This window comes from Rhodopseudomonas palustris HaA2, assembly GCF_000013365.1.
Classification (GTDB): domain Bacteria; phylum Pseudomonadota; class Alphaproteobacteria; order Rhizobiales; family Xanthobacteraceae; genus Rhodopseudomonas; species Rhodopseudomonas palustris_J.
Window position 1 is genome coordinate 1520249 of sequence record NC_007778.1, and the last position, 25023, is coordinate 1545271.

The window sequence follows — 25023 nt, forward strand, 5'->3', positions numbered from 1 at the left end:
TCCTTCTTTGCAGTCCGCATCGTTTGCCGATGCAATGCGGCTCAAGTGGGTCGCCTGGATGAAGTTGCGGTGACGCGTCGTGATATTTCGGTGATGGCGATCGTGACGGTTTCTTCATGTATCGGAGAAGTGGCTGCGGCACAGGGTGATTCGTGAATCGGAATCGATGGATCACGGATCGTGCTGCTGGAGAAATTCCAGATCGCGCGGATGCGGCCGTGGCGATGACCGTGTGGTGACAGCGATCGTCGCGATGACGAGGAATCGGACTCGCGGTGTGTCCCGGCTGCACGCCATCGCCGCCGCGGGCGTGTCGTGCGCGTGCGGCGGACACGGTGCGCGTCCCCCGAGTCCCGCCGCCGATCATCAGCCGATCGGCCGGGCGCGGCCTGCGTCGCGCGGGGCACACATGGTCGCGCCGTCGTGAGTTTGCCACAACGCACAACGCCCGCCGAGGTCCCCCCAGGGTCCTCGACGGGCGTCGGCTAGTCGGTGGAAGTAAGTGAGCTTACTTCTTGGCGGCCGGAGCAGCGGCCGGGGCCGGAGCGGCCGGCGCGGCGGCGACGGTGCCACCCTGCCAGTACTTCGGGAACCAGGCGGTGTTGCTGAGCACGGCGAAGTGCACCAGGATCGCGATCACGGTGACGCTGCCGAGCAGGAGCGGCAGGCCGACGGTCGGATTAACGACGGTCCAAATACGACCTTGATTCATGTTCGATACTCCTTAGTGCAGCCAGGGCGAGTAAACATACGCCAGGAAATGGGCCACGATCGCGATCGCGCCGAAGATGCGCGTGCCGTCGATGACGTGCTTGTGGATCTCTTCCGACTCCGCGATCGTCAGACCGGTCGGCCAGACCTTGTTGGGATCGTCTGCCATAGGTAACCTCCTCAGAGACTTCATAAACTTCGTGCTGAACCCGCACGCGAGTGCCGCTCACAGCGACCGGGTTCGAGTTCACCGGTCGACCCGACGCCGGCTGCCCGCTGGGGCCTCGCCGCGTCGTCGACCGAGCACCTGTCCCGGTTGAGACCTCCGCCTCCGGACCCTCCTCCAGCGCGGCTGGTCGGGTGCCGATCACGGCGTTCTCTCGCTTGGTCACATTATCGTGAGACACAGGCTTGTCAACTTGACATGACACATCCGACTGTCCGGTTCATGCCGGACAGTGGCAGGCATTTCACCTCCCTGCGGGATTACCGCCCTGTGATCAGCGGCAGCAGCCGATAGGCCAGCGCGACGGTGAGCGCGATGGCGGCCCAGATCAGCGCATGCTGCAGCCACGCGCCCCTGCCGGCGCCGCCCAGCAGCCCGCGCCCGAGATACACCGTGAGCGCGGAGAGCGCGGCGACGCTCACCACCATTCCGGAGTCGAACAGCCGGCCGTCATAGGCGGCGTCGTTGACGATCGCCGCGCCGCCGCCGATCAGCAGGATCGCGATGAGAAGCCAGAGCATCATCGCCGAAGTGTCGGGGCCACCGCGCCGCGCTGTCAATCCGCCGCATGGCCGCGGGGGCGCGCTGGGATTTGTCCTGGCCGGGCGACAGCGCCGCGCCGCGCGGGCTAGGTTCGTGGCCTCGAAGACGGCGAACCGGGGCTCGGCGAGGCGCGCGATGTCGGTGTGGCGGATGTGGAGCGACTTTCTCACCGGCGGCGCGCCTGCCGGTCCCGGCGGCGCCGAGCTCGACGCGCGCTACGGCATCGAGACCGGTGCCAGTGTCGAGCTCGACCAGCTCACCATCCGGTCGGACAGCCGCCGCTTCGGCGAGCCCTACCAGGCCAGCGATCCGCGCGTGCTGGCCGATTCGCTGAAATATCTCGGGCTCGATCCGCGCGGCCGCGGCTTCGTCGATCTCGGCTGCGGCAAGGGCCGGATGCTGATCGCCGCGGCCGAGCTCGGCTTCGCCTCCTGCACCGGCGTCGAATTCGCCGCCGAGCTGGCGCGCGCGGCGCAGCGCAACGCCGCCGCCTCCGGCTTCCGCCAGATCCGCATCGTCCACGGCGACGCCGGCGCTTACGCGTTTCCGGACGCGCCGTTCGTGCTCTACATGTTCAACCCGTTCTCGGCCGAGATCATGGCGCGGGTCCGCGACAATCTCTCGAGGCTGCGCCGCCCGGACTACGCGATCATCTACAAGAACGCCCGCGAGCGGCACCTGTTCGACGCGATGCCGGCGCTGCACCACAAAGGCTCCCCGCCCCGCCACGGCGGCCTGTGGGCCACGCATCTCTGGGTGACGCAGCGGTGAGGGGGACGAGGCGCTGCGCGGCTCACAGTCCCGCGTCTCCGCTCACCCTCCGCCCGCGACGCTGAATGAGAACGCGGACGCCGCCCCAGCCGCAGTCCGTAGGGTGGGCAAAGCGCAGCGTGCCCACGCGCGCCCTGCGTAGTGCTTTCGCTCGACGTGGGCACGGCGCGCCGCGCCTTTGCCCACCCTACGCTCATACGCCTATGGGGTTGCTCAGTAGCGTGGCCTGCGCGTTCCGACCTCTCCCGTGTACGGGTTTACGTTGCCACGGGTGGTGTAGTTGTCCGTCTGGGTGTTGTTGGGATTTGTCGCGTGGGACCCTGGCACGTAGGTGCCATGGCTGTTGACGTAGGGCGAAACGGAATGGCTTCGGGAACTCGATCCGTACCCGTATTGCGCTTGCGCAGCCGACGTGAGGCCAAGGATGATTGCGCCAACCAGAATAATGCCCTTCATAAAAACTCCTTTTGTCGAATGCACAGAATAACAAGCACAAGGTGCGGTCGGCGTCGAGGGCTTTCGGTAGATCGAAGCTCCGTTAGCGCCGTAGGAGGTGATCTCAGGCCGACCGCCGCAGGGAATGTCAGCGTCGACAGAGCGGTAGCCCGCATGAGCGAAGCGACAGGCGGGGAAGCGTCAAGATCCCGGGTGTCGCTGCGCTCACCCGGGCTACGCTTGCTGAGAATCTCTTTCGCTCGACGTGGGCACGGCGCGCCGCGCCTTTGCCCACGCTACGCTTGCTACTTTTGAACAATCGCCTTGCAGGCCCGATCGCAACATAGTGAGTGTCGTGAGACACGCGCAAGATTGTCGTTGCAGCCTGTAGCGGCAAGATATTTGATGCGAGGATGAAGTTACAATAGGTTATGCGCAGAGGAGCATCTCGTGATTATAGTTGGTATTTTTGTATGGCTGATTTTGTGCTTCGTTATCGGCGCTGCCGCCAGTAACCGCGGCCGGAGTGGATTCGGTTGGTTCTTTCTTGCATTCTTGTTGTCGCCCTTGATCGCCGCGATCCTTCTGATCCTTTTGGGCCCCTCTAGGGAATCAACGCAACTGGTTTCGATAGAGAAGGATGATGATCGTTGGAATAATCTCGTGAATTTTGATCCCGACATTATTGCAGCGATCGAAGCTCTCAGACCTAACGGGGACGCCGCCATTCTTGCGTTTAGAACAATCTATCAAGACGTGGGCGACAAGTCCGCCATCCCGAACATCGTTTCCAGAATCCAAAACGCGTCGTTTGAAGATTGTATGGCGCTGGCCAAGCTCGCGTATAATTCCAAGGTCGAAGGAGCTTCTGTTTACGTGGACAGCGATCGCAATTTCTACGTGGATGGGAGGAGATTTCGATCCGATAGCGAAGTGCGGAGCTATGTGAGGACGCAACGAAAGGCGCAGCGTCTCGGTACGGCCACATAGCTCGATCACGAAGCCACATGTGGGGAAAGCCCAAGGTGTCGCTTCGCTCGTCCCGGCTACGCCTGTTGCGGTGTATAGAGTTTTGACTGCGTGGGGACGACATGTAGGACCGCATGATGCGGTAAGCCAACGGCGCAGCGCGCTAAGTGATTGCAGTGACCCCGTGCAAATACATCACGGGCCGAAATCGATTGAAATTTGCAACGTTTGTCGGAGGGCGATCCGTTTTCTTCTTATTTAGGTTCAGGCCATCGCTGGGTAACTGCCGATGAAAGTGACCACGACAACCGCATATGTTGATCTCGATGGCGACTACGGTTCAGTCGAAGGTGTCGAAGTGACCTGTGATCGGTGCGGGCGCTCTGAGGAGAGCTTCGGCACCGGCGATGCCTCTTTGAAGCGATGTGCATTTCTGCTTCGGGAGAATTGTCCACGCAATGAAAAGAATTATTACCAAGTGAGCGAATAAATAATGGTTGGCGGAGCTAATGGGGTAGGCGGCATGCGGAGAGTGATCGCGGCCACGGATTTTGCTAAGAGTCGATTCGCTTGCTGTCTCGTGTTGGACGGGCGTTGGCCCGGAAGGCAAAACGCCGCCGCCGTCCAGAAGTCAAACAATTTGTGTTGACAAAATTCCTATAGGGTAATATGCCTAGCTTCATCCCGCCCCATCGAGGGGCGCGTTGCCGGGACGCTGGTCGTCGCGGGGCGGGGTGTGGCGCCTGCGGGCGCGGGGCAGACGTTGCCTCGCGCACTCGGGACGCTTCGGGTCGCCGTCCGGCCCCACTACGGGGGTCTGCCACTTGTTAGTTGGCTGGACGCGGCACAGGCGAAGGCGGGAGAAATCCCGCCGGATAAACAGGGTTTAATTACCCGGACCTGTGCCCGGAAGCACGGCCCCGAAGTGAAAAGTCGCCACGGTGGAGCGTCGAAAGGCGTTTCCGCGGCCTCTGATCGCCGGCGATCCGGCGACCATGCTGCGGCACTACTCGAAGTCGCGCCTTTCGGCGCTCCGCCTCCCTCGCTTGGGAGGCCAGGTTCGGGGACGGCCAAGCCGGCGCGCAGCCGACAACGCATCGCCGTGCCCGCAACTCAGCACATCCCGGCACATCCCAATTCAGCACATCGTCAAACCATTGAGGAGAGGCCGATGGCCGTTGATGTCGATGAGGTCGAAGTGATCTGCGACGCCGAATTTCTGGAGCAGCGCGATTTCGAGGCGGCGAAGGCGCGCGTGGCGGCGGAGGCCAAAGCCCTGGACGCGCTGCGCGCCGAGGATCGCGGGCGCAGCAAGCGCGCGGTGCGCCGCCGGATGGCCGATGCGCTGTGCGGCTGGCGCCTCTGCAGGCTGAAGATCTGCCGCCGCGCGCGGCGCTGCCGCACCGACGCGACGCTCTGCGTCGGCGCGCGTCACAACGCCTGGCCGCTCGCCGACGAAGTGGCGGCGATCGACGACACCTACGCGGCGCTGCAGCTCGAGCGCCTGGAGCTGGCGGAAGCGGAGGACGCGGGCCTGCAACAGCGATGAGCACACGCGGCCGCGGCCGAACACTCCGTCGTCATCCTCCGCGTAGGCGGAGGATCCAGTCTTCCAGAGCCTTCGCGTTCAACAACGCGCGCTCTGGGATACTGGGTCGCCCGCTTTCGCGGGCGATGACGGTGGTGGGTGTCGCGGGCGTCGGCGGTTGTGGGGTCGCGATCGCGCGACGCGCGCGTGCGCCGCGCCCCGCTTACTCCTCGTCTTCGTCCTCGGCTTTCTTGCCGCCGATGGTCTTGAGCTTGGCGAACACGGCGTCGAGGTTGAGGTCGTCCTCGCTGCGGCCGGAGCCGGCGGGCTCGAATTCGGCGTCCTTGCGGGTGGTCTCGGAGGCCGGCAGCAGCGTCGCGCCGCCGTATTCCTGGTCGGTCGGCTTCTCCTTGGCGGCGCGCTGCACCTCGAAGTCGAGTTCGATCTGCGAGCACAGGCCGAGCGTCACCGGGTCCATCGGCGTCAGCGTCGAGGCGTTCCAATGGGTGCGGTCGCGCACGCTGGCGATGGTGGTCTTGGTGGTGCCGACCAGCCGCATGATCTGGGCGTCCTTGAGTTCCGGATGATTGCGCACCAGCCACAGGATCGCGCTCGGGCGCTCGTGGCGGCGCGACACCGGGGTGTAGCGCGGGCCCTTCTTCTTGCCGGCCTGCGGCAGCACGACCTTGCTCTCGGCGAGCTTGAGGCGGTGCTCCGGGTCCTTCTCGCCCTTCTCGATCTCGTCGCGGGTGAGCTGGCCGGTCGAGATCGGGTCCATCCCCTTGATGCCCTGGGCGGCGTCGCCATCGGCGATCGCCTGGATCTCCAGCGGGTGCATCTTGGTGAAATCGGCGACCTGGTCGAACGACAACGCCGTGTTGTCGAGCAGCCAGACGGCGGTGGCCTTCGGCATCAGCGGTGCGTTGCTCATGGCAAATCTCCTTTGTCCCTTGCCCCTCTGGTTTCGGAGGCAAGGCGGGTCATCGGCGATGACGGGGAATTGCCGCCTATATATGCCGTTCGGGGCTTGCCGCGCAATGGTCCTGCTAAAGTGCAGCAGCTTGACGCCTTGACAGGGCCTCAAAGCCGTCCCAATTCCTTGGTCAAGACGAACCATCGCAACGCCCGCAGGGCGTTGGCCGCTACCGCCGTTCGCGGCGTGCGGGCAGCCTCCCCGGAACGCGCAAAAATGCTGGCCAAACCGCCTCTGAAGATCGTCCTTTGCTCGCCGCGCGGCTTCTGCGCCGGCGTGGTGCGGGCGATCGACACCGTGGAGCGTGCGCTGGCGCTGTACGGCGCCCCGGTCTACGTCCGCCACGAGATCGTCCACAACAAATACGTGGTCGACAGCCTGCGCGCCAAGGGCGCGATTTTCGTCGAGGAACTGGGCGAGATTCCGGACACCCGGGCCCCGGTAGTGTTCTCCGCCCATGGCGTGCCGAAATCGGTTCCGGAAGATGCGCTGCAGCGGAATTTTTTCTCGGTCGACGCCACCTGTCCGCTGGTCACCAAGGTGCATCGCGAGGCGGCGATCCATTTCAAGCGCGGCCGCGAGATCCTGCTGATCGGGCATTCGCATCACCCGGAAGTGGTCGGCACGCTGGGCCAGCTTCCCCCCGGCGCGGTGACACTGATCGAGACCGCCGCCGACGCCCAGAGCTTCACCCCGAAGAACCCGGACAATCTCGCTTTCGTGACCCAGACCACGCTGTCGATCGACGACACCGCCGGCATCGTGGCGATCCTGCGCCAGCGCTTCCCGAACATCTCCGGGCCGCACAAGGAAGACATCTGCTACGCCACCACCAACCGCCAGGCGGCGGTGAAGAAGGTGGCGCCGGTGGTCGATGCGATGATCGTGGTCGGTGCGCCGAATTCGTCGAATTCGCAGCGGCTGCGCGAGGTCGCCGAGCGCGAGGGCTGCCGGGTCTCGGTGCTGGCGCAGCGCGCCGCCGATATCGACTGGGCGCAATTCGAGGGCATCACCAGCCTCGGCCTCACCGCCGGCGCCTCCGCCCCGGAGGTGATCGTCGAGGAGATCATGGGCGCCTTCGCCGAGCGCTTCGAGCTCAGCGTCGAGACGGTGTCCGCGGCGGAGGAGAACGAGTTCTTCCCGCTGCCGCGCGTGCTGCGCCCGGACGCCGCCGCCGAATAGCGGTGGGGAAGGGGCCGGCCCCGGGGGCCCGCCCTTTCATTGCCGGGCGCGCTGGTCTAGGACACCGCCATCACTCCTCACCACCCGGGACGCCCCCCATGGCGGTCTACACCGACGTCGCCGCCGACGACCTCGCGGATTTCCTCAAATCCTATGAGATCGGCGATCTGTTGTCCTACAAGGGCATCGCCGAGGGCGTCGAGAATACCAATTTCCTGCTGCACACCACGCGCGGCAGCTTCATTCTCACGCTGTACGAGAAGCGCGTCGCCTCCGAGGATCTGCCGTATTTCCTGGCGCTGATGGCGCATCTGGCCGCGCGCGGCGTCAGTTGCCCGCAGCCCGAAAAGACCCGCGACGGCGAGATCTGCGGCGCGTTGTCCGGCCGCCCGGCGGTGATCATCAATTTCCTCGAAGGCGTCTGGCCGCGCCGTCCCAACGCGGTGCATTGCGCCGGCGTCGGCGAGGCGCTGGCCAAGATGCACCTCGCCGGCCTGGATTTTCCGCAGCATCGCGCCAATCCGCTGTCGGTGTCGGGCTGGCGGCCGCTGTTCGACCTCGCCGCCGCGCGCGCCGACGAGATCCAGCCAGGCTTGCGCGATTTCATCGCCGCCGAGCTCGATCACCTCGAAGGCCGCTGGCCGCGGCATCTGCCGACTGGCGTGATCCATGCCGATCTGTTTCCGGACAACGTTTTCTTCATCGGCGACACGCTGTCGGGACTGATCGACTTCCCGTTCTCCTGCAACGACATCCTCGCCTACGACGTGGCGATCTGCCTGAATGCCTGGTGCTTCGAGCCGGACCACGCCTTCAACGTCACCAAGGCGCGGGCGCTGCTGAATGCGTATCAACGCGGCCGCGCCTTGAGCGAGGCCGAGCAGACGGCGCTGCCGCTGCTGGCGCGCGGCGCGGCGATGCGCTTCCTGCTGACCCGGCTGGTCGATGTTCTCGACGTGCCGGAAGGCGCGCTGGTCAAGCCGAAGGATCCGCTGGAATATTTCCGCAAGCTGCGCTTCCAGCAAAATGTCGCCAGCATTCGCGATTATGGTGTCGAAGCTGCGGGAGCGGTGGCGTGAGCGGGGCTCTGAGCGAAGCCGGGGCCGGCCCCCGCCCGGTGGTGATCCACACCGACGGTGCCTGTTCGGGCAACCCCGGCCCCGGGGGGTGGGGGGCCATCCTCAAATTCGGCGACACCGAAAAAGAACTCAAAGGCGGCGAAGCCCATACCACGAACAATCGGATGGAATTGCTCGCGGCGATCTCGGCGCTGGAAGCGCTGACGCGGCCGTGCACGGTCGATCTCTACACCGACAGCCAGTACGTCAAGAACGGCATCGGCAGCTGGATCCACAACTGGAAGCGCAACGGCTGGAAGACCGCCGACAAGAAGCCGGTGAAGAACGTCGATCTGTGGCAGCGCCTCGACGCCGCACTGAAGAGCCATCAGGTGCGCTGGCACTGGGTCAAGGGCCACGCCGGCCACGACGAAAACGAACGCGCCGATCAGTTGGCCCGGGACGGGCTCACCGAGAATCGGATGAAATCGCGGATTGGTTGAGGCGGTATACGTCGTCGTGCCGTCATCCTGAGGAGCGAGCCCGAAGGGCGAGCCTCGTAGGATGCGGAAACGCGTGCAAGCGGCCCATCCTTCGAGGCGCGCGCAACAGCGCGCGCACCTCAGGATGACGAGCGTTGTGTCGTTAGTCCGGTTACAGCTGCCCCAGCAGCGTGTCGCCGCCGGAGACTTCGACTTTGCCGGGATTCGGCTCGAGGTTGAGCTTGGTCACCACGCCGTCGTCGACCAGCATCGAATAGCGCAGCGAGCGGGTGCCCAATCCGAATCCGGAGCCGTCCATCTCCATGCCGATCGCCTTGGTGAAGTCGGAATTGCCGTCGGCGAGGAAGATCGCCTCGTCGCGCTGGTCGGTGTCGCGCTTCCAGGCGCTCATCACGAAAGCATCGTTGACCGAAACGATCGCGATGGTGTCGACGCCCTTGTCCTTGATCGCGTAGGCGTTGAGGAAGATGCTCGGCAGATGCATCTTGTGGCAGGTGCCGGTGTAAGCGCCGGGCACAGCGAACAGCGCGACCTTCTTGCCCTTGAAGATGTCGTCGGTGGTTTTGCTCTGAACGCCGTCCGCGGTCATGACGCGGAACGTGGCCTCGGGCAAACGGTCGCCAACCTTGATGGTCATCTGCAGTCTCTCCCTGAAAAGCTCGGCCCGGTTCTAGCTCGCGATCGGCGAACTGACAATCTGGCGCGGCGGCGAGCGAGTCGATGTTCGCCTCACGCGTGCGTTATCGAAGACGTGCGTTATCGAAGAAACGTGTCCGCGTCATCCTGAGGCGTCGCCGCAGAGCGGCGGCCTCGAAGGATGGGCCGCACGCACACGCGGATGTCATCCTTCGAGGCGCGCAAGGGCGCGCACCTCAGGATCACGGCTGAGCGCCAGCGAATTAAGCCGCCGCCTGGTTCTTCTTCTCGTCGCGCAGTTCGCGGCGGAGGATCTTGCCGACATTGGTCTTCGGCAGCGTGGTGCGGAATTCGATCTGCCGCGGCACCTTGTAGTTGGTGAGCTGGGTGTGACAGAACTTGATGACGTCCTCGGCGGTGAGGTCGGGGTCCTTCTTGACGATGAACGCCTTGACCGCCTCGCTGGTGCGCTTGTCGGGCACGCCGATCACGGCGCATTCCAGCACGCCCGGATGGGTGGCGATCACTTCCTCGACTTCGTTCGGATAGACGTTGAAGCCGGAGACCAGGATCATGTCCTTCTTGCGGTCGACGATCTTGGTGAAGCCGTCCTCCGTCATCACGCCGACGTCGCCGGTGCGGAAATAGCCGTCGGCGGTCATCACCAGCGCGGTCTCGTCCGGTCGGTTCCAGTAGCCGCTCATCACCTGCGGACCCATGGCGCAGATTTCGCCGGGGGTGCCGAACGGCACTTCCTTGCCCTCGTCGTCGCGGATCGACAGATAGGTCGACGGCACCGGCACGCCGATCGTGCCGTTGAATTCGGTGACGGTGGCGGGGTTGCAGGTCAGCACCGGCGCGGTCTCCGACAGGCCGTAGCCTTCGGCGATCGGACAGCCGGTCATCTTCAGCCAGGCTTCAGCGACAGGGCGCTGCACAGCCATGCCGCCGCCGTTGGAGATCTTGAGCTTGGAGAAGTCGACCTTGTCGAAGCCTGGCGAATGCAGCAGGCCGTTGTACAGCGTGTTGACCGCCGGGAAGCTGTTGACCTGATACTTCATCAGTTCCTTGATGAAGCCCGGCATGTCGCGCGGGTTCGGAATCAGCAGATTGACGCCGCCGGCACGCACGCCGAGCAGGTAGCAGGCGGTCAGCGCGAAGATGTGGTACAGCGGCAGCGCGCAGACGATGAACAGCTGATCGACATGCGGCGGCTTCGCCAGCGCCGGCTGCAGCCAGGCGTCGTTCTGCAGGACGTTGGCGACGATGTTGCGATGGAGCAGCGTCGCGCCCTTGGACACGCCGGTCGTGCCGCCGGTATATTGCAGGAAGGCGACGTCGTCGGGGCCGAGTGTCGGCTTGGTGAGCTTGAGGCCGCGGCCCGCGGCGACTGCTTCGTTGTAGGGCACCGCGCTGGGCAGCGAATAGGCCGGCACCATCTTCTTGATCTTGCGCACCACCAGATTGACGATCACGCCCTTGAAACCGAGCATGTCGCCCATGGTGGCGAGGACCACGTGCTTGACGGCGGTTTTGGCGAGCACCTGTTCGACGGTGCTGGCGAAGTTTTCCAGCACGATGATCGCTTCCGCGCCGGAGTCCTTGAGCTGATGCTCGAGTTCGCGGGGCGTATAGAGCGGGTTGACGTTGACGACGGCGAATCCGGCGCGCAGCACCGCCGCGATCGCCACCGGATATTGCAGGACGTTGGGCATCATCAGCGCGACGCGCGCGCCCTTCTGCAGGCCCTTGCCCTGCAGATAGGCGCCGAGCGCGGCCGACATCTCGTCGAGCTCGCGATAGGTGATCGCCTTGTCCATGCAGATGAAGGCCTTGCGATCGCCGAAATCCCTGAAGCTCTCCTCGAGCAGTTGGACCAGCGATGCGTATTGCGTCACGTCGATGTCCGCCGGCACGCCCGGCGGGTAGTGCTTGAGCCAGATCCGCTCCATGGTCTTTTCCTCACATCGCCGGGAGCGCATCGCTCCGCGTTATTGATTGTCGCACATCGCCCCGGCCCCACGAATTGGCCGAAAGGCGCGGCAATTCAATCCTGTTGATTGCCGGTCGAGTATTGAGCGAAGCCGTGGCCGAACGCAAGCTGACCGGCCGCCGCACGCGGTCGCTCCACACTCGGGGTTAATACAGGTAGTCGGCCCGACGAGCCGGATGTCCCTCAGGTGCCGGGCCTGGTCTCGCCGGTCGCGGCTTTCGGTCCCGGCTTGGCGGCCGCCGCCTTGGGTTTGGCCGGGGGCGCCTGCTTGTCGGCCGCGGCCGGCGTCTCGGGCTTGGCGGCTGGCTTTGCGTTGGCTGCTTTGGCGCCGGCAGGCTTGGCATTGGCAGGCTTGGCGGTGGCGGGCTTGGTAGCGGCGGGCTTGGCAGCCGCGGGCCTGGCTACGTCAGGTTTGGCAGCGGCGGGTTTGGGCTTGCTGGTATCGATCGTGACCGTCGTACGGCCGTTGTGCTTTTCGCCGAGGGCGGCATCCTTGACGTCGTCTTTCGGCTTCGCATTCTTCTTTTTGGCGAGCTTCTTCTTGCCGGCGGCGGCCTGGCGCTCGGCGTCGCTGGCGGCGGCCGCGATCAAGGCTGCGCCGGTCCGGGTCGGCCCGGTGTAGACCTGGACCGGTTCGGTCGGGGCGGGCGCGGCGGCGATCATGTCGACCGGGCGCAGCGCCGGCGGCGAGAACATCGACAGCATCGTGTCGCCATTGGCGATGACGCTGGCGACCTGCTCGTCCTCGTCGCTGGCCGGGCGCTTGCGCTTGGGGCCGCACATCTCGTCGCGCAGGTTGGGCGGGGTGGCGTCGATCGGCGCGAGGTTGTCGACGGTGCCGAGCGACGGCGTCAGCCATGCCAGCGTGTTGGCCGAGAAGCCGCGTTCGAGCAGTTGAGCCGCCTTGACCGCGCGGTCCTGCCCGGAATTGGCGCCGAGCACCACCGCGATCAGGCGTCGGCCATTGCGGGTGGCGCTGGCGACCAGATTGTAGCCAGAGGCGCAGATGAAGCCGGTCTTGAAGCCGTCGGCGCCGGGATAGCGGCCGATCAGCTTGTTGAAATTGTGGGTGACACGCTTGCCGAAACGGATCGCCGGGATGTGCATGAAGTGCTCGTATTCCGGCAGGTCGCGCAACACCGCGCGCGCCAGGATCGCCAGATCGCGCGCCGAGGTGACCTGGCCTTCGGCCGGCAGTCCGTTCGGATTGACGTAGTGAGTCTGGGTCATGCCGAGCCGCTGCGCGGTCGTGTTCATCATGTCCGAGAAGCCGTCGACCGAGCCGCCGACGCCTTCGGCCAGCACCACGGCGATGTCGTTGGCCGACTTCACCATCATCATCTTCAGCGCATTGTCGACGGTGATCAGCGTGCCGGGGGCGAAGCCCATCTTCGACGGCGATTGCGCCGCGGCGACCGGCGACACGGTCAACAGCGAGTCGAGCGTCAGCCGGCCTTCCTTCACCGCCTTCAGCGTCACATAGGCGGTCATGATCTTAGTGACCGAAGCGGGATACCATGGATAGGTGGCGTTCTCCGCCTGCAGCACCTTGCCGGTATCGGCCTCGACCAGCAGCAGAGCTTCCGCCGAGGCGATCCGCGGCAGAGCCGTCAGCATCAGCAGGGCGGTGAGGGTGATCCAGAACAGCGAAGGGCTGCGAGGCTGCGCGGTGAAAAATTGCACGATCCGATTCCGGTCCTTTGAGATCCGTCCGTTGCGGACGAGGTCTTTACGGGTTGACGTTCGGGTTCAGGCGTTGGCCCAGCAGACCCGACCCTATACCGGCTTGTGCTCGTCGAATAGAGCTCGCCGGGGTATTCCGTGAGGAAAGGGGCCGAAATTCGACGGTGCTCACGGCCTGACGGACGCGTGATCGGCGGCTGCGGCAACGCTGGCCCGGGCGTCCTCCTGAACCATGAATTGCGCCCGCGCCAGTTCCGCGAAGTGTCCGCGCTGCGCCACCAAGTCATCGAATGTTCCGCTTTCGATCACGCGTCCGTTCTCGAACACCAGGATTCGGGTGGCGTGGCGGATGGTCGAGAGCCGGTGCGCGATCACGAAGGTGGTGCGGCCTCTCATCACCTCGTCGAGCGCGAGATTGACCTTGGCTTCGGTCACCGCGTCGAGCGCCGAGGTCGCCTCGTCGAGGATCAGGATCGGCGGATCCTTCAGCAGCGCGCGGGCGATCGACAGCCGCTGCCGTTCGCCGCCGGACAACATGCGGCCGCGCTCGCCCGCGGCGGTATTGAAGCCGAGACCGCTGCGCTCGATGAAATCCAGCGCCTGCGCGCGCTCGGCCGCCAGCCGCAATTCGGCGTCGGTGGCATCGGGTTTGCCGACGCGCAGATTGTCGGCGATCGAGCGGTCGAACAGCAGCGCTTCCTGAAACACCACGCCGATGTTGCGTCGCAGCCCCGCCAGCGTCAGGCCGCGGATATCCATGCCGTCGATCTTGACCGTGCCGGACTGCGGATCGAACGCGCGGTGCAGCAGCGCGATCGCGGTCGACTTGCCGGCGCCGGTGGCGCCGACCAGCGCGATGGTTTGCCCGGGGAGCGCGGTGAACGACAGATCCTCGACCGCCGGCCGCTTGCCGTCATAGGAAAACGACACGTCCTGGAATTCGACGAGCCCCGACAGCCGCCCCGGATCGATCGCATTGGGCCGGTCGCGGACCGCCGGCACCTCGTCGAGCACGTCGATGAATTCCTGCAGCCGCGGCGCTTCCATCATCAGGCTGTTGACGAAGCTCACCACCTGCTCGAGCCGCTGGATCAGCAGGGTCGCGAACGACACAAACATCACGATCTCGCCGATGCTGGTGAGACCCTGCTGATTGAGGACGATGCCGAGCGCGAAGATCGCCAGCACGGTGATCGTGGTCGAGGCGCGGGTGATGACCGTCACCAGCGCCCACCACGACAGCACCGGCATCTGCGCCGCCAGCAGCTTGTCGGCGACGAAGCGCAGGCCCTGGACCTCGGCGTCGATTCGCACGTAGCTCTGCACCAGCGCGACGTTGCCGAGCGCATCGGAGGCGCGGGCGGACAGGTCGCTGTATTGCGCCTCGACCTCGCTCTGCAGGCCGTAGGTCTTGCGGACCACCAGCGTGGTCAGCACCGTGAACACGCCGCACAATGCGAACAGCAGCATCGCCAGCCGCCAGTTAATGTACAGCGACAGCGGCAACAGCACGAGCAAAGAGAGCAGCGCGGCGAAGTGTTCGCGGAAGAAACCGAGCCACACCCGCCACAGCGCATCGGTGCCCTGCAGCATCACTTTGATCAGCCGACCCGAATGCGTGCCGGTATGGAACGTCGTCGGCAGCTGCAGGATGTGTTCGAAATAGCTGGTCAGCACCGCCTGCCTTTGGCGATGCGCAAGACGGTCGGCGTGCAGCGAGACGGCGGCCGAGCAGAAAATCGTGAACAGGCCGAAGCCGACCCAGGCGGCGAGCAGCGGCCACGGCGAGCGCGCCTCCGGCGCCAGCGCGCCGGTGGCGAGATTGCCGGACATCACATCGACGATCCGGCCGAACAGCACCGGTTCGGCGAATTGCGCGGTGGCGAGCAACAGATTGGCGACGGCCAGCGTCCAGCCGAGCCGCCGCTCTTTGCCGAGCAGCTCGAGCACGCGCGTATAAACACGAAACAGCGACATCGGCGCCCCGCAGCGATGGAACCCGCTAGCGATAGATCATTTTGTCGCGCAGCGAAATGCGGCCGCTGACAGTCTCGGTGGATGGCGAGCGGCGGTCGGGCCCGGTGACGATGTCACTGACTGCCATCCATGCGCATGATCAAGAAGCGGGGCGGCATCGTGCCGCAGCGCAATGCAGCTGTTCGAATCACGTGATGCGCGCCGCCGCCGCGCCGCGGAAAGCCCCGCCGGAGAACGCTTTGCAAGTTCGCAACCCGGTTCCAAGTCGCGGATATCAAATCCGGATTCGGATAGGCGCCGGTGCGGAGCTTGATCGGCGTCAACGGTCCTTGACGACCTGGATGACATGGTCACCATGACGCACGGGCGGTCCGGATTCCAGACGGGTTCGAATCGCGCGCGTTGCTGTTTGCCGTTCGCCAGGAGCCTCGTCGGTGAGTGACTCGATCTTCCCGATCAATCCGGATGCCGCGCTGGCGATCCATGTCGCGCTCTCCGCGGGCATCGTGGCGGCGATCATCGTCGTTGCCGCCTTGTTGCGCGAGAAGCGCGCCGGCGCGCGCCCCGACGTGCCGTATGAGGGCGGCGTGCTGCCGGCCGCGCCGCAGCAGGGGCCGATCAACGCACCATATTTCCTGATCGCTGCGCTGTTCGTCATCTTCGACATGGAAGTCGCGATTCTGTTCGCCTGGGCGGTCGCGGCGCGCGACACCGGCTGGTTCGGGCTGATCGAGGCGGCGGTATTCATCGGCGTGCTGCTGCTGGCGCTGGTCTATCTGTGGGCCGACGGCGCGCTCGACTGGCACAAGGAGCGCAAGCGATGACTGACCTGCCGCCCCATGCGCTTCAGCCGGCCGAGCCGGTCTCCGTCGAACAACACATGGCGCTGTCGAGCCTGTTCACCACGCTCGAGGACCTGACCGCATGGTCGCGCAAGCACAGCCTGTGGCCGTTCAATTTCGGTCTGTCGTGCTGCTACGTCGAACAGGTCACCGCGCTGACGCCGGTCTACGACCAGGCGCGGTTCGGCGCCGAAGTGATCCGCGCCTCGCCGCGGCAGGCCGATCTGCTGGTCGTCTCCGGCACGGTGTTTCACAAGATGGCCGCGCCGCTGCTGCGGCTGTACGAGCAGATGCGGGCGCCGCGCTGGGTGATCGCGATGGGTGCCTGCGCCTGTTCGGGCGGCATGTACGACATCTACTCGGTGGTGCAGGGCGTCGACCGCTTCATTCCGGTCGATGTCTATATCCCCGGCTGCCCGCCACGCCCGGAAGCGATGCTCGATGCGCTGATCATGCTGCAGCAGCAGGTCGGCAGCGAACGCCGGCCGCTCGGCGTCACCGTCGGCAACAGTGCGGGCCTCGGCTTCGATGCGCCGCGCCGGCGCGACGAGCGTCACGACCAACGTATGGCGCAGACCCTTCTCGATCCGCCGGAGACATTGTGAGCGCAACCGACCTCGTCAGCGAACTCGGCGCGCGATTCGGAGACGCGGTGCTGGGCGAGCAGACCACGCGTGAGCGGTTTCCGACGGTGTGGATCCGTCCGGAGGCGTCGGCTGCCGTGCATCGCTATCTGAAGCACGAGGTCGAGCGCCCGTTCAGGATGCTGGTCGATCTGTGGGCGATCGACGAGACCGCGCGCAAACATCGCGAGGGGCAGCCGCCGTCCGGCATCACCATCGCCAGCCATCTGATGTCGCACGAGCGCAACGCCGACATCCGGCTGAAGGTCGGGCTCGACGCCGAGTATCCGAGCGCGAAGTCGATCGCGGGCGTGTACCCCAACGCGGCGTGGTACGAGCGCGAAGCCTATGACATGTTCGGCGTCGAATTCGAAGCCCAGCCGCATTCGCTGCGCATTCTGCTGCCGCCCGGATGGGAAGGCCATCCGATGCGCAAGACCCAGCCCGGCCGCGCCACCGAGCGGCCGCTGTTCAACATGACCGCGGCGCTGTTCGACGCCAAGGAGCACGCGCTCGCCGCCGATCCGGAGAAATTCGGCCTGCCGACGCATCGCGACGGCGTCGAACTGATGATCCTGAACTACGGGCCGCACAGCATGGCGACCCATGGCGTGTTTCGCATCGTGCTGGCGCTCGATGGCGAGGAGATCGTCGCGGCGCGGCCGGACATCGGTTTCCATCATCGCGGCGCCGAGAAAATGGCGGAGCGCCAGACCTGGCACAATTTCCTGCCCTACACCGACCGCGTCGACTATCTCGGCGGCGTGATGGGCGAGATGCCGTATCTGCAGGCGGTCGAGAAAGCCTGCGGCATCACCGTACCGGATCGCGCGCTGACGGTGCGGGTGATGCTGTCGGAAATGTTCCGCATCATGAATCACCTGCTGTTCTACGGCACCATGGCGCAGGACACCGGCGCGATGTCGCCGGTGTTCTACATGTTCGTCGATCGCGAGCGCGGCTACCGGGTGATCGAGGCGATCACCGGCGCGCGGATGCATCCCGGCTATTTCCGCATCGGCGGGCTGTCGATGGACCTGCCGCAGGGCTGGGACAGGCTGGTGCGCGAATTCCTCGACTGGATGCCGGCGCGGCTTGCCGACTACGAAGGCATGGTGTTGCGCAATGAGATCTTCCAGGCGCGGACCAAGGGAGTTGCTGCCTACGACACCGCGATGGCGCTGGACTGGGGCGTCACCGGGCCCGGGCTGCGCGCGACCGGCTCCGCATGGGACGTCCGCAAGGCGCGGCCCTATTCGGGCTTCGAGAATTTCGAGTTCGAAATTCCGGTCGGCCATAACGGCGATTGCTACGACCGCACCGTGGTGCGGGTCGAGGAGATCCGCCAATCGCTGAAAATCATCCGGCAGTGCGTCGACAACATGCCGTCCGGCCCGATCAAGGCCGACCATCCGCTGACCACGCCGCCGCCGCGCGAGCGGATGCTGCACGACATCGAGACCATGATCCATCATTTCGTCGGCGCCAGCTGGGGGCCGGTGCTGCCGCCGGGTGAGACCACCGGGCAGGTCGAGACCGTGCGCGGGCTCACGCAATTCGCGCTGATTTCCGACGGCGAACCGTCGAGCTATCGCACGCGGATTCGCACGCCGTCGTTCCCGCATCTGCAGATGATTTCGGCGGTGGCGCCCGGCATGATGGTGGCCGATCTCGTCGCCTATCTGGGCAGTATCGACTACGTGATGTCGGACGTCGACCGATGAGCCTCAGCCCCGCCATCAGGACCGCGATCGCGCAGGCCGCCGCCCATCACGGCGGGCCGAAGGCCGCGATGCTGGAAGCGCTGAAGTTGGTGCAGGAGGCCGAAGGCTGGGTCTCCGACGCGCATCTGAAGGAAGCAGCAGAGGCGCTCGGCGTGACCACCGCCGAGATCGACAGCCTCGCCACTTTCTACAGCCAGATCTTCCGGAGCCCGGTCGGCGATACCGTGATCCTGCTGTGCGACGGGCTGAGCTGCTTTCTGTGCGGTGGCGACGCCGTGCGCGACGCGGTGATGAGCCGGCTCGGCATCGGCTTCGGCGAGACCACGCCGGACGGCAAGTTCACGCTGATCAACATCTGCTGCGTCGGCGGCTGCGACCTTGCCCCGGTGGCGCTGGTCGGGCCGGAGCGCAAGCTGGTCGGGCCGTTGACGGCGGACGATCTCGACGCGCTGATCGGAGGTGCGCGATGAGCGACAAGCCGCTCACCGGCCGCGCCACGGCCGATCGTCAGCCGCACAGCCTCGCCGCATGGCGCCGGCTCGGCGGCGGCGCTGGGTTGGCGCTGGCCTTGAAGCGCCACAGCCCCGAGGCGATCATCGCGCTGATCGAAGCCGCGGGTTTGCGTGGTCGCGGCGGCGCGGGATTCCCGACCGCCAACAAATGGCGCTTCATGCGCGCCGGTGCCGAGAAGGCCGGGCCGGGCGCGTGCTATCTCTGCGTCAACGGCGACGAGACCGAGCCCGGATCGTTCAAGGACCGCCTGCTGATGGAGGCGTTGCCACAACAACTGATCGAGGGCGCCACGATCGCCGCCTATGCGATGGGCGCAACCGAAGTGATCATCCTGGTGCGCGACGAATATCGCGCCGCCGCCGCCGCGCTCTCCCGCGCCATCGTCGAGGCCGAACAGACCGGCCTGCTCGGCCGCGACATTCTCGGCTCGGGCTTCGATCTGACGATGCGGGTGCACGCCTCGGCCGGCCGCTATATCGTCGGCGAGGAGACCGCGCTGATCGCCGCGCTGGAAGGCGAACGTCCCGTGCCGCGGCATCGCCCGCCTTATCCCGCCGTCAGCGGGCTGTGGGGTCGGCCGACCACGGTCAACAATGTCGAGACGCTGTCGGCGGTGCCCTCGATCGTCGAGCACGGCGCCGAGTGGTATCAGGGTTTGTCGCACACCAACGAAGGCGGCACCAAGCTGTACGGCGTCTCCGGCTGCGTCGCGCGTCCGCAACTGATCGAGGCGCCGATGGGCACCACCGCACGCGAATTGTTCGATCTGTGCGGCGGCATTCGTCAAGGCCGCGCGCTGTTCGCCTTCCAGCCCGGCGGTGGCGCCACGGCGTTTCTGGAGACGGCCGAGCTCGACGTGCCGCTCGACTTCGCGCACACCAAGAGGGCCGGCTCTTCGCTCGGCACCGGCGCGCTGATCGTGCTGGACGACCACGCCTGTCCGGTGGCGGCGATCGGCCGCCACATGCGGTTCTATGCGCGCGAGAGCTGCGGGCTGTGCACGCCCTGTCGCGACGGGCTGCCGTGGGTGGCGAAGCTGCTCGACACGATCGAGGCCGGCAAGGGCACGCGCGGCGATATCGACCTGCTGCACCAGCACGTCGCGCTGTCCGGCCCGTCCGGCCGCTCCTATTGCGACCTCAACACCGGCGCGCTGACGCCGCTGCGCAGCGGCCTCGAACGCTTCGGCGATATCTTCGCTGCCCATCTGCAGGGCTCCTGTCCGGTGGGCCGCGCATGACCAAGAAGATCGAGATCGACGGCCGCATCATCGAGGCCAAGGACGACGAGGACCTGTTGTCGGCATGCCTGACGCACGGGGTCGATGTGCCGTATTTCTGCTGGCATGGCGCGCTCGGCTCGGTCGGGGCCTGCCGGCAATGCGCCGTGAAGGTGTATGCCGGCCCGAACGATACCGAAGGCCGGATCGTGATGAGTTGCATGACGCCGGTCGCGGATGTCGAGCGCGTCTCGGTCAGCGATCCCGAGGCGGTGGCGTTTCGCGCGCAGGTGATCGAGTGGCTGATGGTCAACCATCCGCACGATTGCCCGGTGTGCGAGGAGGCCGGCTCCTGCCATCTGCAGGACATGACAATCGCCACCGGCCACGCCATTCGCCGCTATCGCTTCGACAAGCGCACCCATCGCAATCAGGATCTCGGGCCGCTGCTGACGCACGAGATGAACCGCTGCATCGCCTGCTATCGCTGCACCCGGTTCTATCGCGACTATGCCGGCGGGCGCGATCTCGATGCCTTCGGCGCGCACGACGACGTGTATTTCGGCCGCGCCGAGGACGGCCCGCTGGACAGCCCGTTCGCCGGCAATCTCGCCGAAGTGTGTCCGACCGGCGTGTTCAACGACAAGGGCTGGTCTCAGGACTACGCGCGCAAATGGGACATGCGGGCGACGCCGTCGATCTGCCCGCATTGCTCGCTCGGCTGCAACATTCTGGTCGATCAGCGCGACGGCCGGGTCAAGCGGGTGCAGAACCGCTATCACGGCGCGCTGAACGGCTATTTCATCTGCGATCGTGGCCGCTACGGCCCGCTCCACGTCGTCTCCGACAAGCGTCTCCTGACGCCCTTGATGCAAGGCGAGGCCGCCAGTGAAGCCGACGCCTGCGCGGCGGCGCACGCCGTCGTTGCCGAAGGCGCGATCGGCATCGGCTCGCCGCGCGCCTCGCTGGAGGCGAACTACGCGTTGCAGCGGCTGGTCGGGCCGGAGCGGTTCTTCGCCGGCGTCTCCGACGCCGAGGCGACGATGGTCCGCCGCATCGTCGCGATTGTGCGCGCGGGACCCGCGACCGTGGCGTCGCTTGCGGATGTGGAGCGGGCCGACGCCGTGCTGGTGCTGGGCGACGATCTCACCAACGCATCGCCGCGGCTGGCGCTGGCGCTGCGGCAGACCGCGCGCGGCGCCGAGCGCGACCTCGCGGAACAGAAGGGCGTGCCGCGCTGGCTCGATCCGGCGGTGCGAACCGCCGGCGAAGGCCGCCGCTCGCCGATCGCGCTGGTGACGCCGGTCGCCGATCCGCTCGATCACATCGCGGCGCTTTCTCTCCGGCGCGACCCGCAGGCGATCGCTGCGTTAGGCGCCGGCGTCGCAGCCGCGCTGCGTGGCGAGGCGCAGGGCGATGCCGATACCACGCGCGTCGCCGAGATCCTCGCAGTCGCGCAGCGTCCGCTGATCGTCGCCGGTTGCTCGCTCGGCGTCGCCGACATCATCGAGGCCGCAGCGGCGATCGCCTCGGCGCTCGGCGCCAAGGCCCGGATCGTGCTGCTGCCGCCGGAGGCCAACAGCATCGGCCTGGCCTTGCTCGGCGGCGACGGTCTCGACAGCGCCGCGGCATTGCTGGAGCGCGGCGCGGCCAAGACAGCGATCGTGCTGGAGAACGAGCTGTTCGAACGCGCGCCGCGCGCCAGCGTCGAACGGCTGTTCGCTGCGGCGAAGTCGGTGGTGGCGCTGGATTCGATGGCCAGCGAAACCACCGCGCGGGCATCGGTCGCGCTGCCGGTCGCGCCGTTCACCGGCTGCGCCGGCACTTTCGTCAACTACGAGGGCCGCGCGCAGCGCTTCTTCGCCGCGGTGCCGCCTCAGGACAGCGCGCCGTCGGCGTGGCGCAGACTCGATGCGTTCGGCGCCGGCGATTGGCACAGCCTCGACGCGCTGATCGGCGATCTGATCGTCGAGTGGCCGGATCTGGTCGGCGTCGCCGATGCCGCGCCGAATGCGGATTTCATGATGGCCGACGGCCAGGTCACGCGCGCGCCGCGGCCGTATTCCGCCCGCACCGCCGACGACCGTGCCGGACAATTCGCCGACGCTGTGATTCCGATCGATCCCGACGGGCCGATGACGTTCGGCATCAAGGGCGCACGCGGCACCGCGGTGCCGCCGCCGCTGATCACCAGCTATAAGACCGCCGGCCTGCACTCTGCCAACAACGTCACGCGCTTCATGGAAGAGATCGGCGGCCCGCTGCGCGGCGGCGATCCGGGCGCCATGCTGCTGAAGCCGAATGCGGCTGCGCTGATCGATCCGCCGCCCTCTGAACCCGTCGCAGGCGAAGGCCTGTTGATGGTGCCGCTGCACGATGCGTTCTCGGGTTTCGAACTCAGCCGCGCCAGTGCGCTGCTCGCCGCCCGCGCGCCGGCGCCGCGGCTGCTGCTGCATCCCGACGACGCCGCGCTGCATGGCCTCGCGCCAGGCGCCGCGGTGCTGATCGACGGCCGAGCCTGCGCTGCGACGATTTCGCTCGACGCCTCGCTGCCGCGCGGCTGTGTGGCGATCAGCGCCGGCATCGACGCGCCGCGCGGGCCGCTGCGCCGGGTGCGGCTGGAGGCTGCGCGATGATCGGCCTCATCATCACCGCGATCATTTCGGCCGTGCTGATCATGGCGCTGCTGGTGGTCGCCGGCACGTTTACATGGGTTGAGCGGCGGCTGCTCGGCTTCGTGCAGGAGCGCTACGGCCCCAACCGCGTCGGCCCGTTCGGCTCGCTGCAATGGGTCGCCGACACCGTCAAGATTCTGACCAAGGAAGACCGGCCGCCGCCCGGCGCCGACAAGCTCACTTACATCCTCGCGCCAGCCATCGCCGCGACGCCGGTGCTCGCCGGCTTCGGCGTCGTCGCCTTCGGCGACGGGCTGGTGCTCGCTCCCGTCGATGTCGGCGTACTGTTTCTGCTCGGCATGATGGGGCTCACCGCCTACGCCGCGATGCTCGGTGCCTGGGCGTCGAACAACCGGTTCTCGATGATGGGCGGCATGCGTGCGGCGGCACAGATGCTGGCCTACGAGGTGTTTCTCGGCCTGTCGCTGATGGGCGCGGTGATGCTCGCAGGCTCGCTGTCGATGCACGCGATCGTCGAAGCACAGCGCGACGTCTGGTTCGTGGTGCTGCAGCCGCTCGGCGCGGCGCTGTTCTGCATCGCCGGCGTCGCGGCCGCGCATCGTCTGCCGTTCGACCTGCCGGAATCCGAGAACGATCTCGTCGCCGGCTTCATCACCGAATACACCGGCATGTCGTTCGGCCTGTTCTTCCTCGGCGAATATCTGGCGGTGCTGCTGGTCTCGGCGCTGGCGGTCACGCTGTTCTTCGGCGGTTGGCTCGGGCCATGGTTGCCGGGGCCGATCTGGTTCGGCCTCAAGACCGCGGTGATCGCCGTGGTGTTCGTCTGGCTGCGCGCGACGCTGCCGCGGCCACGTTACGATCAGTTGCTCGGCTTCGCCTGGAAGATCGCGCTGCCGCTGTCGCTGCTCAACCTGCTGCTGACCGGCATCGTCGTGGTGGCGAGGAGCGCGCCATGATCGGCTGGCTGGAAGCGATGTTGCGGGTCGGCCGCAAGCTGTTCGTCAAGGCGGAGACGCAGCTTTATCCGGAAGAGAAGCCGAAGCTGTTTCCGCGCAGCCGCGGCCGCATCGTGCTGACGCGCGATCCGGACGGCCAGGAGCGCTGCGTCGCCTGCAACCTGTGCGCGGCGGTGTGCCCGGTCGGCTGCATCGATCTTTCCAAGGCGGTCGCCGACGACGGCCGCTGGTATCCGGAGCATTTCCGCATCAATTTCGCGCGCTGCATCTTCTGCGGCTTCTGCGAGGAGGCGTGTCCGACCGCGGCGATCCAGCTCACGCCGGATTTCGAACTCGGCGAATGGCGCCGCGACGCGCTGGTCTACGAGAAGCACGATCTGCTGATTGCAGGCGAGGGCAAGGTGCGCGGCTATCGCTACTGGTCGGTCGCCGGCAAGGCGATCGACGGCAAGGACAAGGGCTGCGCCGAGAACGAATCCCCGCCGGTCGATCTGAAGGGGCTGCTGCCATGAGCCTGTGGCTGGCGATCTATGCCGGCGGCTTCGCGCTGGTGTCCGCGGCGATCGCGGTGACGCGGCCGAATGCCGTGCACGCGCTGCTGTATCTGGTGGTGATGCTGCTGGCGCTGGCGGTGGCGTTCTTCGCCCTGGGGGCGGCGTTCGCCGCCGTGCTGCTGATCCTGATCTATGCCGGTGCGATCGTGGTGCTGTTCGTGTTCGTGGTGATGACGCTGCCGATCTCCCCGGAATCGATCACGCGCGAGCGGGCCGGGCTGCGCGGCGCCTGGCCGCTGCCGCTGCTGCTGTCGGTGCTGATCCTCGCGCCGTTCCTGTTCGGGGAGTTCGGCATCGCGGGCAACACCGCCGCCGCCCCGGTGTCGGCGCAGCAGGTCGGCCGGCTGCTGTTCGGGCCATGGGCGCTGGCGGTCGAGCTCGCCTCGCTGCTGCTGCTCGCCGGCCTGGTAGGCGTCCGCCATATCGGCCGCAGCGATCGCTCGCCGGGGGGGCGCCCATGACCGGCTCCGATCTGATCGGCATGATGATCCTCGCCGCCGGCCTGTTCGCGATCGGGCTGTTCGGCGTGCTGGCGCGGCGCGGCATCCTGTTTCAGCTCGTCGCCCTTGAGGTCGCCTTGAGCGGCCCGGCGCTCGCCTTCGTCGCCGCCGGCGCCTATCATGCCGACCCGCAGGGGCAGGGAATGCTCATTCTCGTGCTGACGCTGGCCGCAGCCGAGGTCGCGGTCGGGCTGGCGCTGTTGCTGCGCATCCGCCGCACCGCCGGCAGCGACGACAGCGACGTCATCAGCGGCATGAAGGGATGAGC

General features: G+C 66.5%; 25 protein-coding genes. 17 read left to right on the forward strand and 8 right to left on the reverse strand.

Annotated features, from left to right (window positions below; genetic code table 11):
• Positions 1 to 508: 508 nt before the first annotated feature.
• The 3 genes from pufA to RPB_RS06735 form a co-directional block, all read right to left on the reverse strand.
• Complete coding sequence (gene pufA / locus RPB_RS06725; RefSeq protein ID WP_011440232.1) at positions 509 to 712, reverse strand: light-harvesting protein; 204 nt, start codon at positions 710 to 712, stop codon at positions 509 to 511.
• 12 nt (positions 713 to 724) lie between these two features.
• Positions 725 to 880 carry a light-harvesting antenna LH1, beta subunit gene (gene pufB / locus RPB_RS06730; RefSeq protein ID WP_011440233.1) on the reverse strand — a complete coding sequence of 52 codons (156 nt, stop codon included), beginning with the start codon at positions 878 to 880 and terminating at the stop codon, positions 725 to 727.
• 317 nt (positions 881 to 1197) lie between these two features.
• Complete coding sequence (locus tag RPB_RS06735) at positions 1198 to 1461, reverse strand: hypothetical protein (RefSeq protein WP_011440234.1); 264 nt, start codon at positions 1459 to 1461, stop codon at positions 1198 to 1200.
• A gap of 154 nt (positions 1462 to 1615) precedes the next feature.
• Between RPB_RS06735 and RPB_RS06740 the strand changes: the two genes are divergently transcribed.
• The 4 genes from RPB_RS06740 (at position 1616) to RPB_RS06750 (ending at position 5204) form a co-directional block, all read left to right on the forward strand.
• The gene (locus RPB_RS06740) at positions 1616 to 2251 is read left to right on the forward strand and encodes a class I SAM-dependent methyltransferase (protein WP_041798032.1); all 636 of its coding nucleotides are present in this window, start codon (positions 1616 to 1618) and stop codon (positions 2249 to 2251) included.
• 885 nt (positions 2252 to 3136) lie between these two features.
• Positions 3137 to 3676 carry a hypothetical protein gene (locus RPB_RS06745; protein WP_041798034.1) on the forward strand — a complete coding sequence of 180 codons (540 nt, stop codon included), beginning with the start codon at positions 3137 to 3139 and terminating at the stop codon, positions 3674 to 3676.
• A gap of 268 nt (positions 3677 to 3944) precedes the next feature.
• Positions 3945 to 4145 (forward strand): hypothetical protein, encoded by a 201-nt coding sequence (locus RPB_RS24850; protein ID WP_198135158.1) that lies wholly within the window; start codon positions 3945 to 3947, stop codon positions 4143 to 4145.
• A gap of 681 nt (positions 4146 to 4826) precedes the next feature.
• Positions 4827 to 5204 carry a hypothetical protein gene (locus RPB_RS06750; protein ID WP_011440236.1) on the forward strand — a complete coding sequence of 126 codons (378 nt, stop codon included), beginning with the start codon at positions 4827 to 4829 and terminating at the stop codon, positions 5202 to 5204.
• A gap of 202 nt (positions 5205 to 5406) precedes the next feature.
• Here the strand turns inward: RPB_RS06750 and RPB_RS06755 are convergent, their stop codons facing one another.
• Positions 5407 to 6114: a DUF1013 domain-containing protein gene (locus tag RPB_RS06755; RefSeq protein ID WP_011440237.1), complete on the reverse strand. Its 708-nt coding sequence runs from the start codon at positions 6112 to 6114 to the stop codon at positions 5407 to 5409.
• A 258-nt stretch (positions 6115 to 6372) separates the two neighbouring features.
• On the opposite strand from RPB_RS06755, the gene ispH reads away from it, so the two are divergent.
• The 3 genes from ispH (at position 6373) to rnhA (ending at position 8899) form a co-directional block, all read left to right on the forward strand.
• The gene (gene ispH / locus RPB_RS06760; RefSeq protein WP_011440238.1) at positions 6373 to 7338 is read left to right on the forward strand and encodes a 4-hydroxy-3-methylbut-2-enyl diphosphate reductase; all 966 of its coding nucleotides are present in this window, start codon (positions 6373 to 6375) and stop codon (positions 7336 to 7338) included.
• Positions 7339 to 7436: 98 nt separating this feature from the next.
• Positions 7437 to 8417 carry a homoserine kinase gene (locus RPB_RS06765; protein WP_011440239.1) on the forward strand — a complete coding sequence of 327 codons (981 nt, stop codon included), beginning with the start codon at positions 7437 to 7439 and terminating at the stop codon, positions 8415 to 8417.
• Complete coding sequence (gene rnhA, locus RPB_RS06770) at positions 8414 to 8899, forward strand: ribonuclease HI (RefSeq protein ID WP_011440240.1); 486 nt, start codon at positions 8414 to 8416, stop codon at positions 8897 to 8899. Before RPB_RS06765 ends, rnhA begins: the two co-directional genes overlap by 4 nt.
• A gap of 151 nt (positions 8900 to 9050) precedes the next feature.
• Here the strand turns inward: rnhA and RPB_RS06775 are convergent, their stop codons facing one another.
• The 4 genes from RPB_RS06775 to RPB_RS06790 all read right to left on the reverse strand — a co-directional run bounded on the left by RPB_RS06775 (position 9051) and on the right by RPB_RS06790 (position 15188).
• Positions 9051 to 9536, reverse strand: a complete 486-nt coding sequence (locus RPB_RS06775; protein ID WP_011440241.1) for a peroxiredoxin — start codon at positions 9534 to 9536, stop codon at positions 9051 to 9053.
• A gap of 262 nt (positions 9537 to 9798) precedes the next feature.
• Positions 9799 to 11487 (reverse strand): long-chain fatty acid--CoA ligase, encoded by a 1689-nt coding sequence (locus tag RPB_RS06780; RefSeq protein ID WP_041798036.1) that lies wholly within the window; start codon positions 11485 to 11487, stop codon positions 9799 to 9801.
• Positions 11488 to 11711: 224 nt separating this feature from the next.
• On the reverse strand, positions 11712 to 13211 hold the full coding sequence (locus RPB_RS06785) for a D-alanyl-D-alanine carboxypeptidase family protein (protein ID WP_011440243.1): 1500 nt from the start codon (positions 13209 to 13211) through the stop codon (positions 11712 to 11714).
• A 168-nt stretch (positions 13212 to 13379) separates the two neighbouring features.
• Positions 13380 to 15188, reverse strand: coding sequence for a glucan ABC transporter ATP-binding protein/ permease (locus RPB_RS06790; RefSeq protein WP_011440244.1), 1809 nt, complete (start codon positions 15186 to 15188; stop codon positions 13380 to 13382).
• Between the two features lie 434 nt (positions 15189 to 15622).
• Here RPB_RS06790 and RPB_RS06795 point away from each other — a divergent pair, with 434 nt between their 5' ends.
• Genes RPB_RS06795 through nuoK form a run of 10 tightly spaced genes read left to right on the forward strand, consistent with a single transcriptional unit; the run spans position 15623 to position 25021 of the window.
• Complete coding sequence (locus tag RPB_RS06795; protein ID WP_011440245.1) at positions 15623 to 16012, forward strand: NADH-quinone oxidoreductase subunit A; 390 nt, start codon at positions 15623 to 15625, stop codon at positions 16010 to 16012.
• Positions 16009 to 16635, forward strand: a complete 627-nt coding sequence (locus RPB_RS06800) for a NuoB/complex I 20 kDa subunit family protein (protein ID WP_011440246.1) — start codon at positions 16009 to 16011, stop codon at positions 16633 to 16635. The genes RPB_RS06795 and RPB_RS06800 overlap by 4 nt, the downstream gene beginning before the upstream one ends.
• Positions 16632 to 18377: an NADH-quinone oxidoreductase subunit C/D gene (nuoC, locus tag RPB_RS06805; protein WP_011440247.1), complete on the forward strand. Its 1746-nt coding sequence runs from the start codon at positions 16632 to 16634 to the stop codon at positions 18375 to 18377. Before RPB_RS06800 ends, nuoC begins: the two co-directional genes overlap by 4 nt.
• On the forward strand, positions 18374 to 18847 hold the full coding sequence (gene nuoE, locus RPB_RS06810; protein ID WP_011440248.1) for an NADH-quinone oxidoreductase subunit NuoE: 474 nt from the start codon (positions 18374 to 18376) through the stop codon (positions 18845 to 18847). Before nuoC ends, nuoE begins: the two co-directional genes overlap by 4 nt.
• Entirely contained in the window at positions 18844 to 20130 is a 1287-nt protein-coding gene (locus tag RPB_RS06815; RefSeq protein WP_011440249.1) for a complex I 51 kDa subunit family protein, read from the forward strand. Before nuoE ends, RPB_RS06815 begins: the two co-directional genes overlap by 4 nt.
• On the forward strand, positions 20127 to 22745 hold the full coding sequence (nuoG, locus tag RPB_RS06820) for an NADH-quinone oxidoreductase subunit NuoG (RefSeq protein ID WP_011440250.1): 2619 nt from the start codon (positions 20127 to 20129) through the stop codon (positions 22743 to 22745). The genes RPB_RS06815 and nuoG overlap by 4 nt, the downstream gene beginning before the upstream one ends.
• On the forward strand, positions 22742 to 23701 hold the full coding sequence (nuoH, locus tag RPB_RS06825; RefSeq protein ID WP_011440251.1) for an NADH-quinone oxidoreductase subunit NuoH: 960 nt from the start codon (positions 22742 to 22744) through the stop codon (positions 23699 to 23701). Before nuoG ends, nuoH begins: the two co-directional genes overlap by 4 nt.
• Positions 23698 to 24213, forward strand: a complete 516-nt coding sequence (gene nuoI / locus RPB_RS06830) for an NADH-quinone oxidoreductase subunit NuoI (protein ID WP_011440252.1) — start codon at positions 23698 to 23700, stop codon at positions 24211 to 24213. Before nuoH ends, nuoI begins: the two co-directional genes overlap by 4 nt.
• Positions 24210 to 24716, forward strand: coding sequence for an NADH-quinone oxidoreductase subunit J family protein (locus RPB_RS06835; protein ID WP_011440253.1), 507 nt, complete (start codon positions 24210 to 24212; stop codon positions 24714 to 24716). The genes nuoI and RPB_RS06835 overlap by 4 nt, the downstream gene beginning before the upstream one ends.
• Complete coding sequence (nuoK, locus tag RPB_RS06840; protein ID WP_011440254.1) at positions 24713 to 25021, forward strand: NADH-quinone oxidoreductase subunit NuoK; 309 nt, start codon at positions 24713 to 24715, stop codon at positions 25019 to 25021. Before RPB_RS06835 ends, nuoK begins: the two co-directional genes overlap by 4 nt.
• Positions 25022 to 25023: the final 2 nt, after the last annotated feature.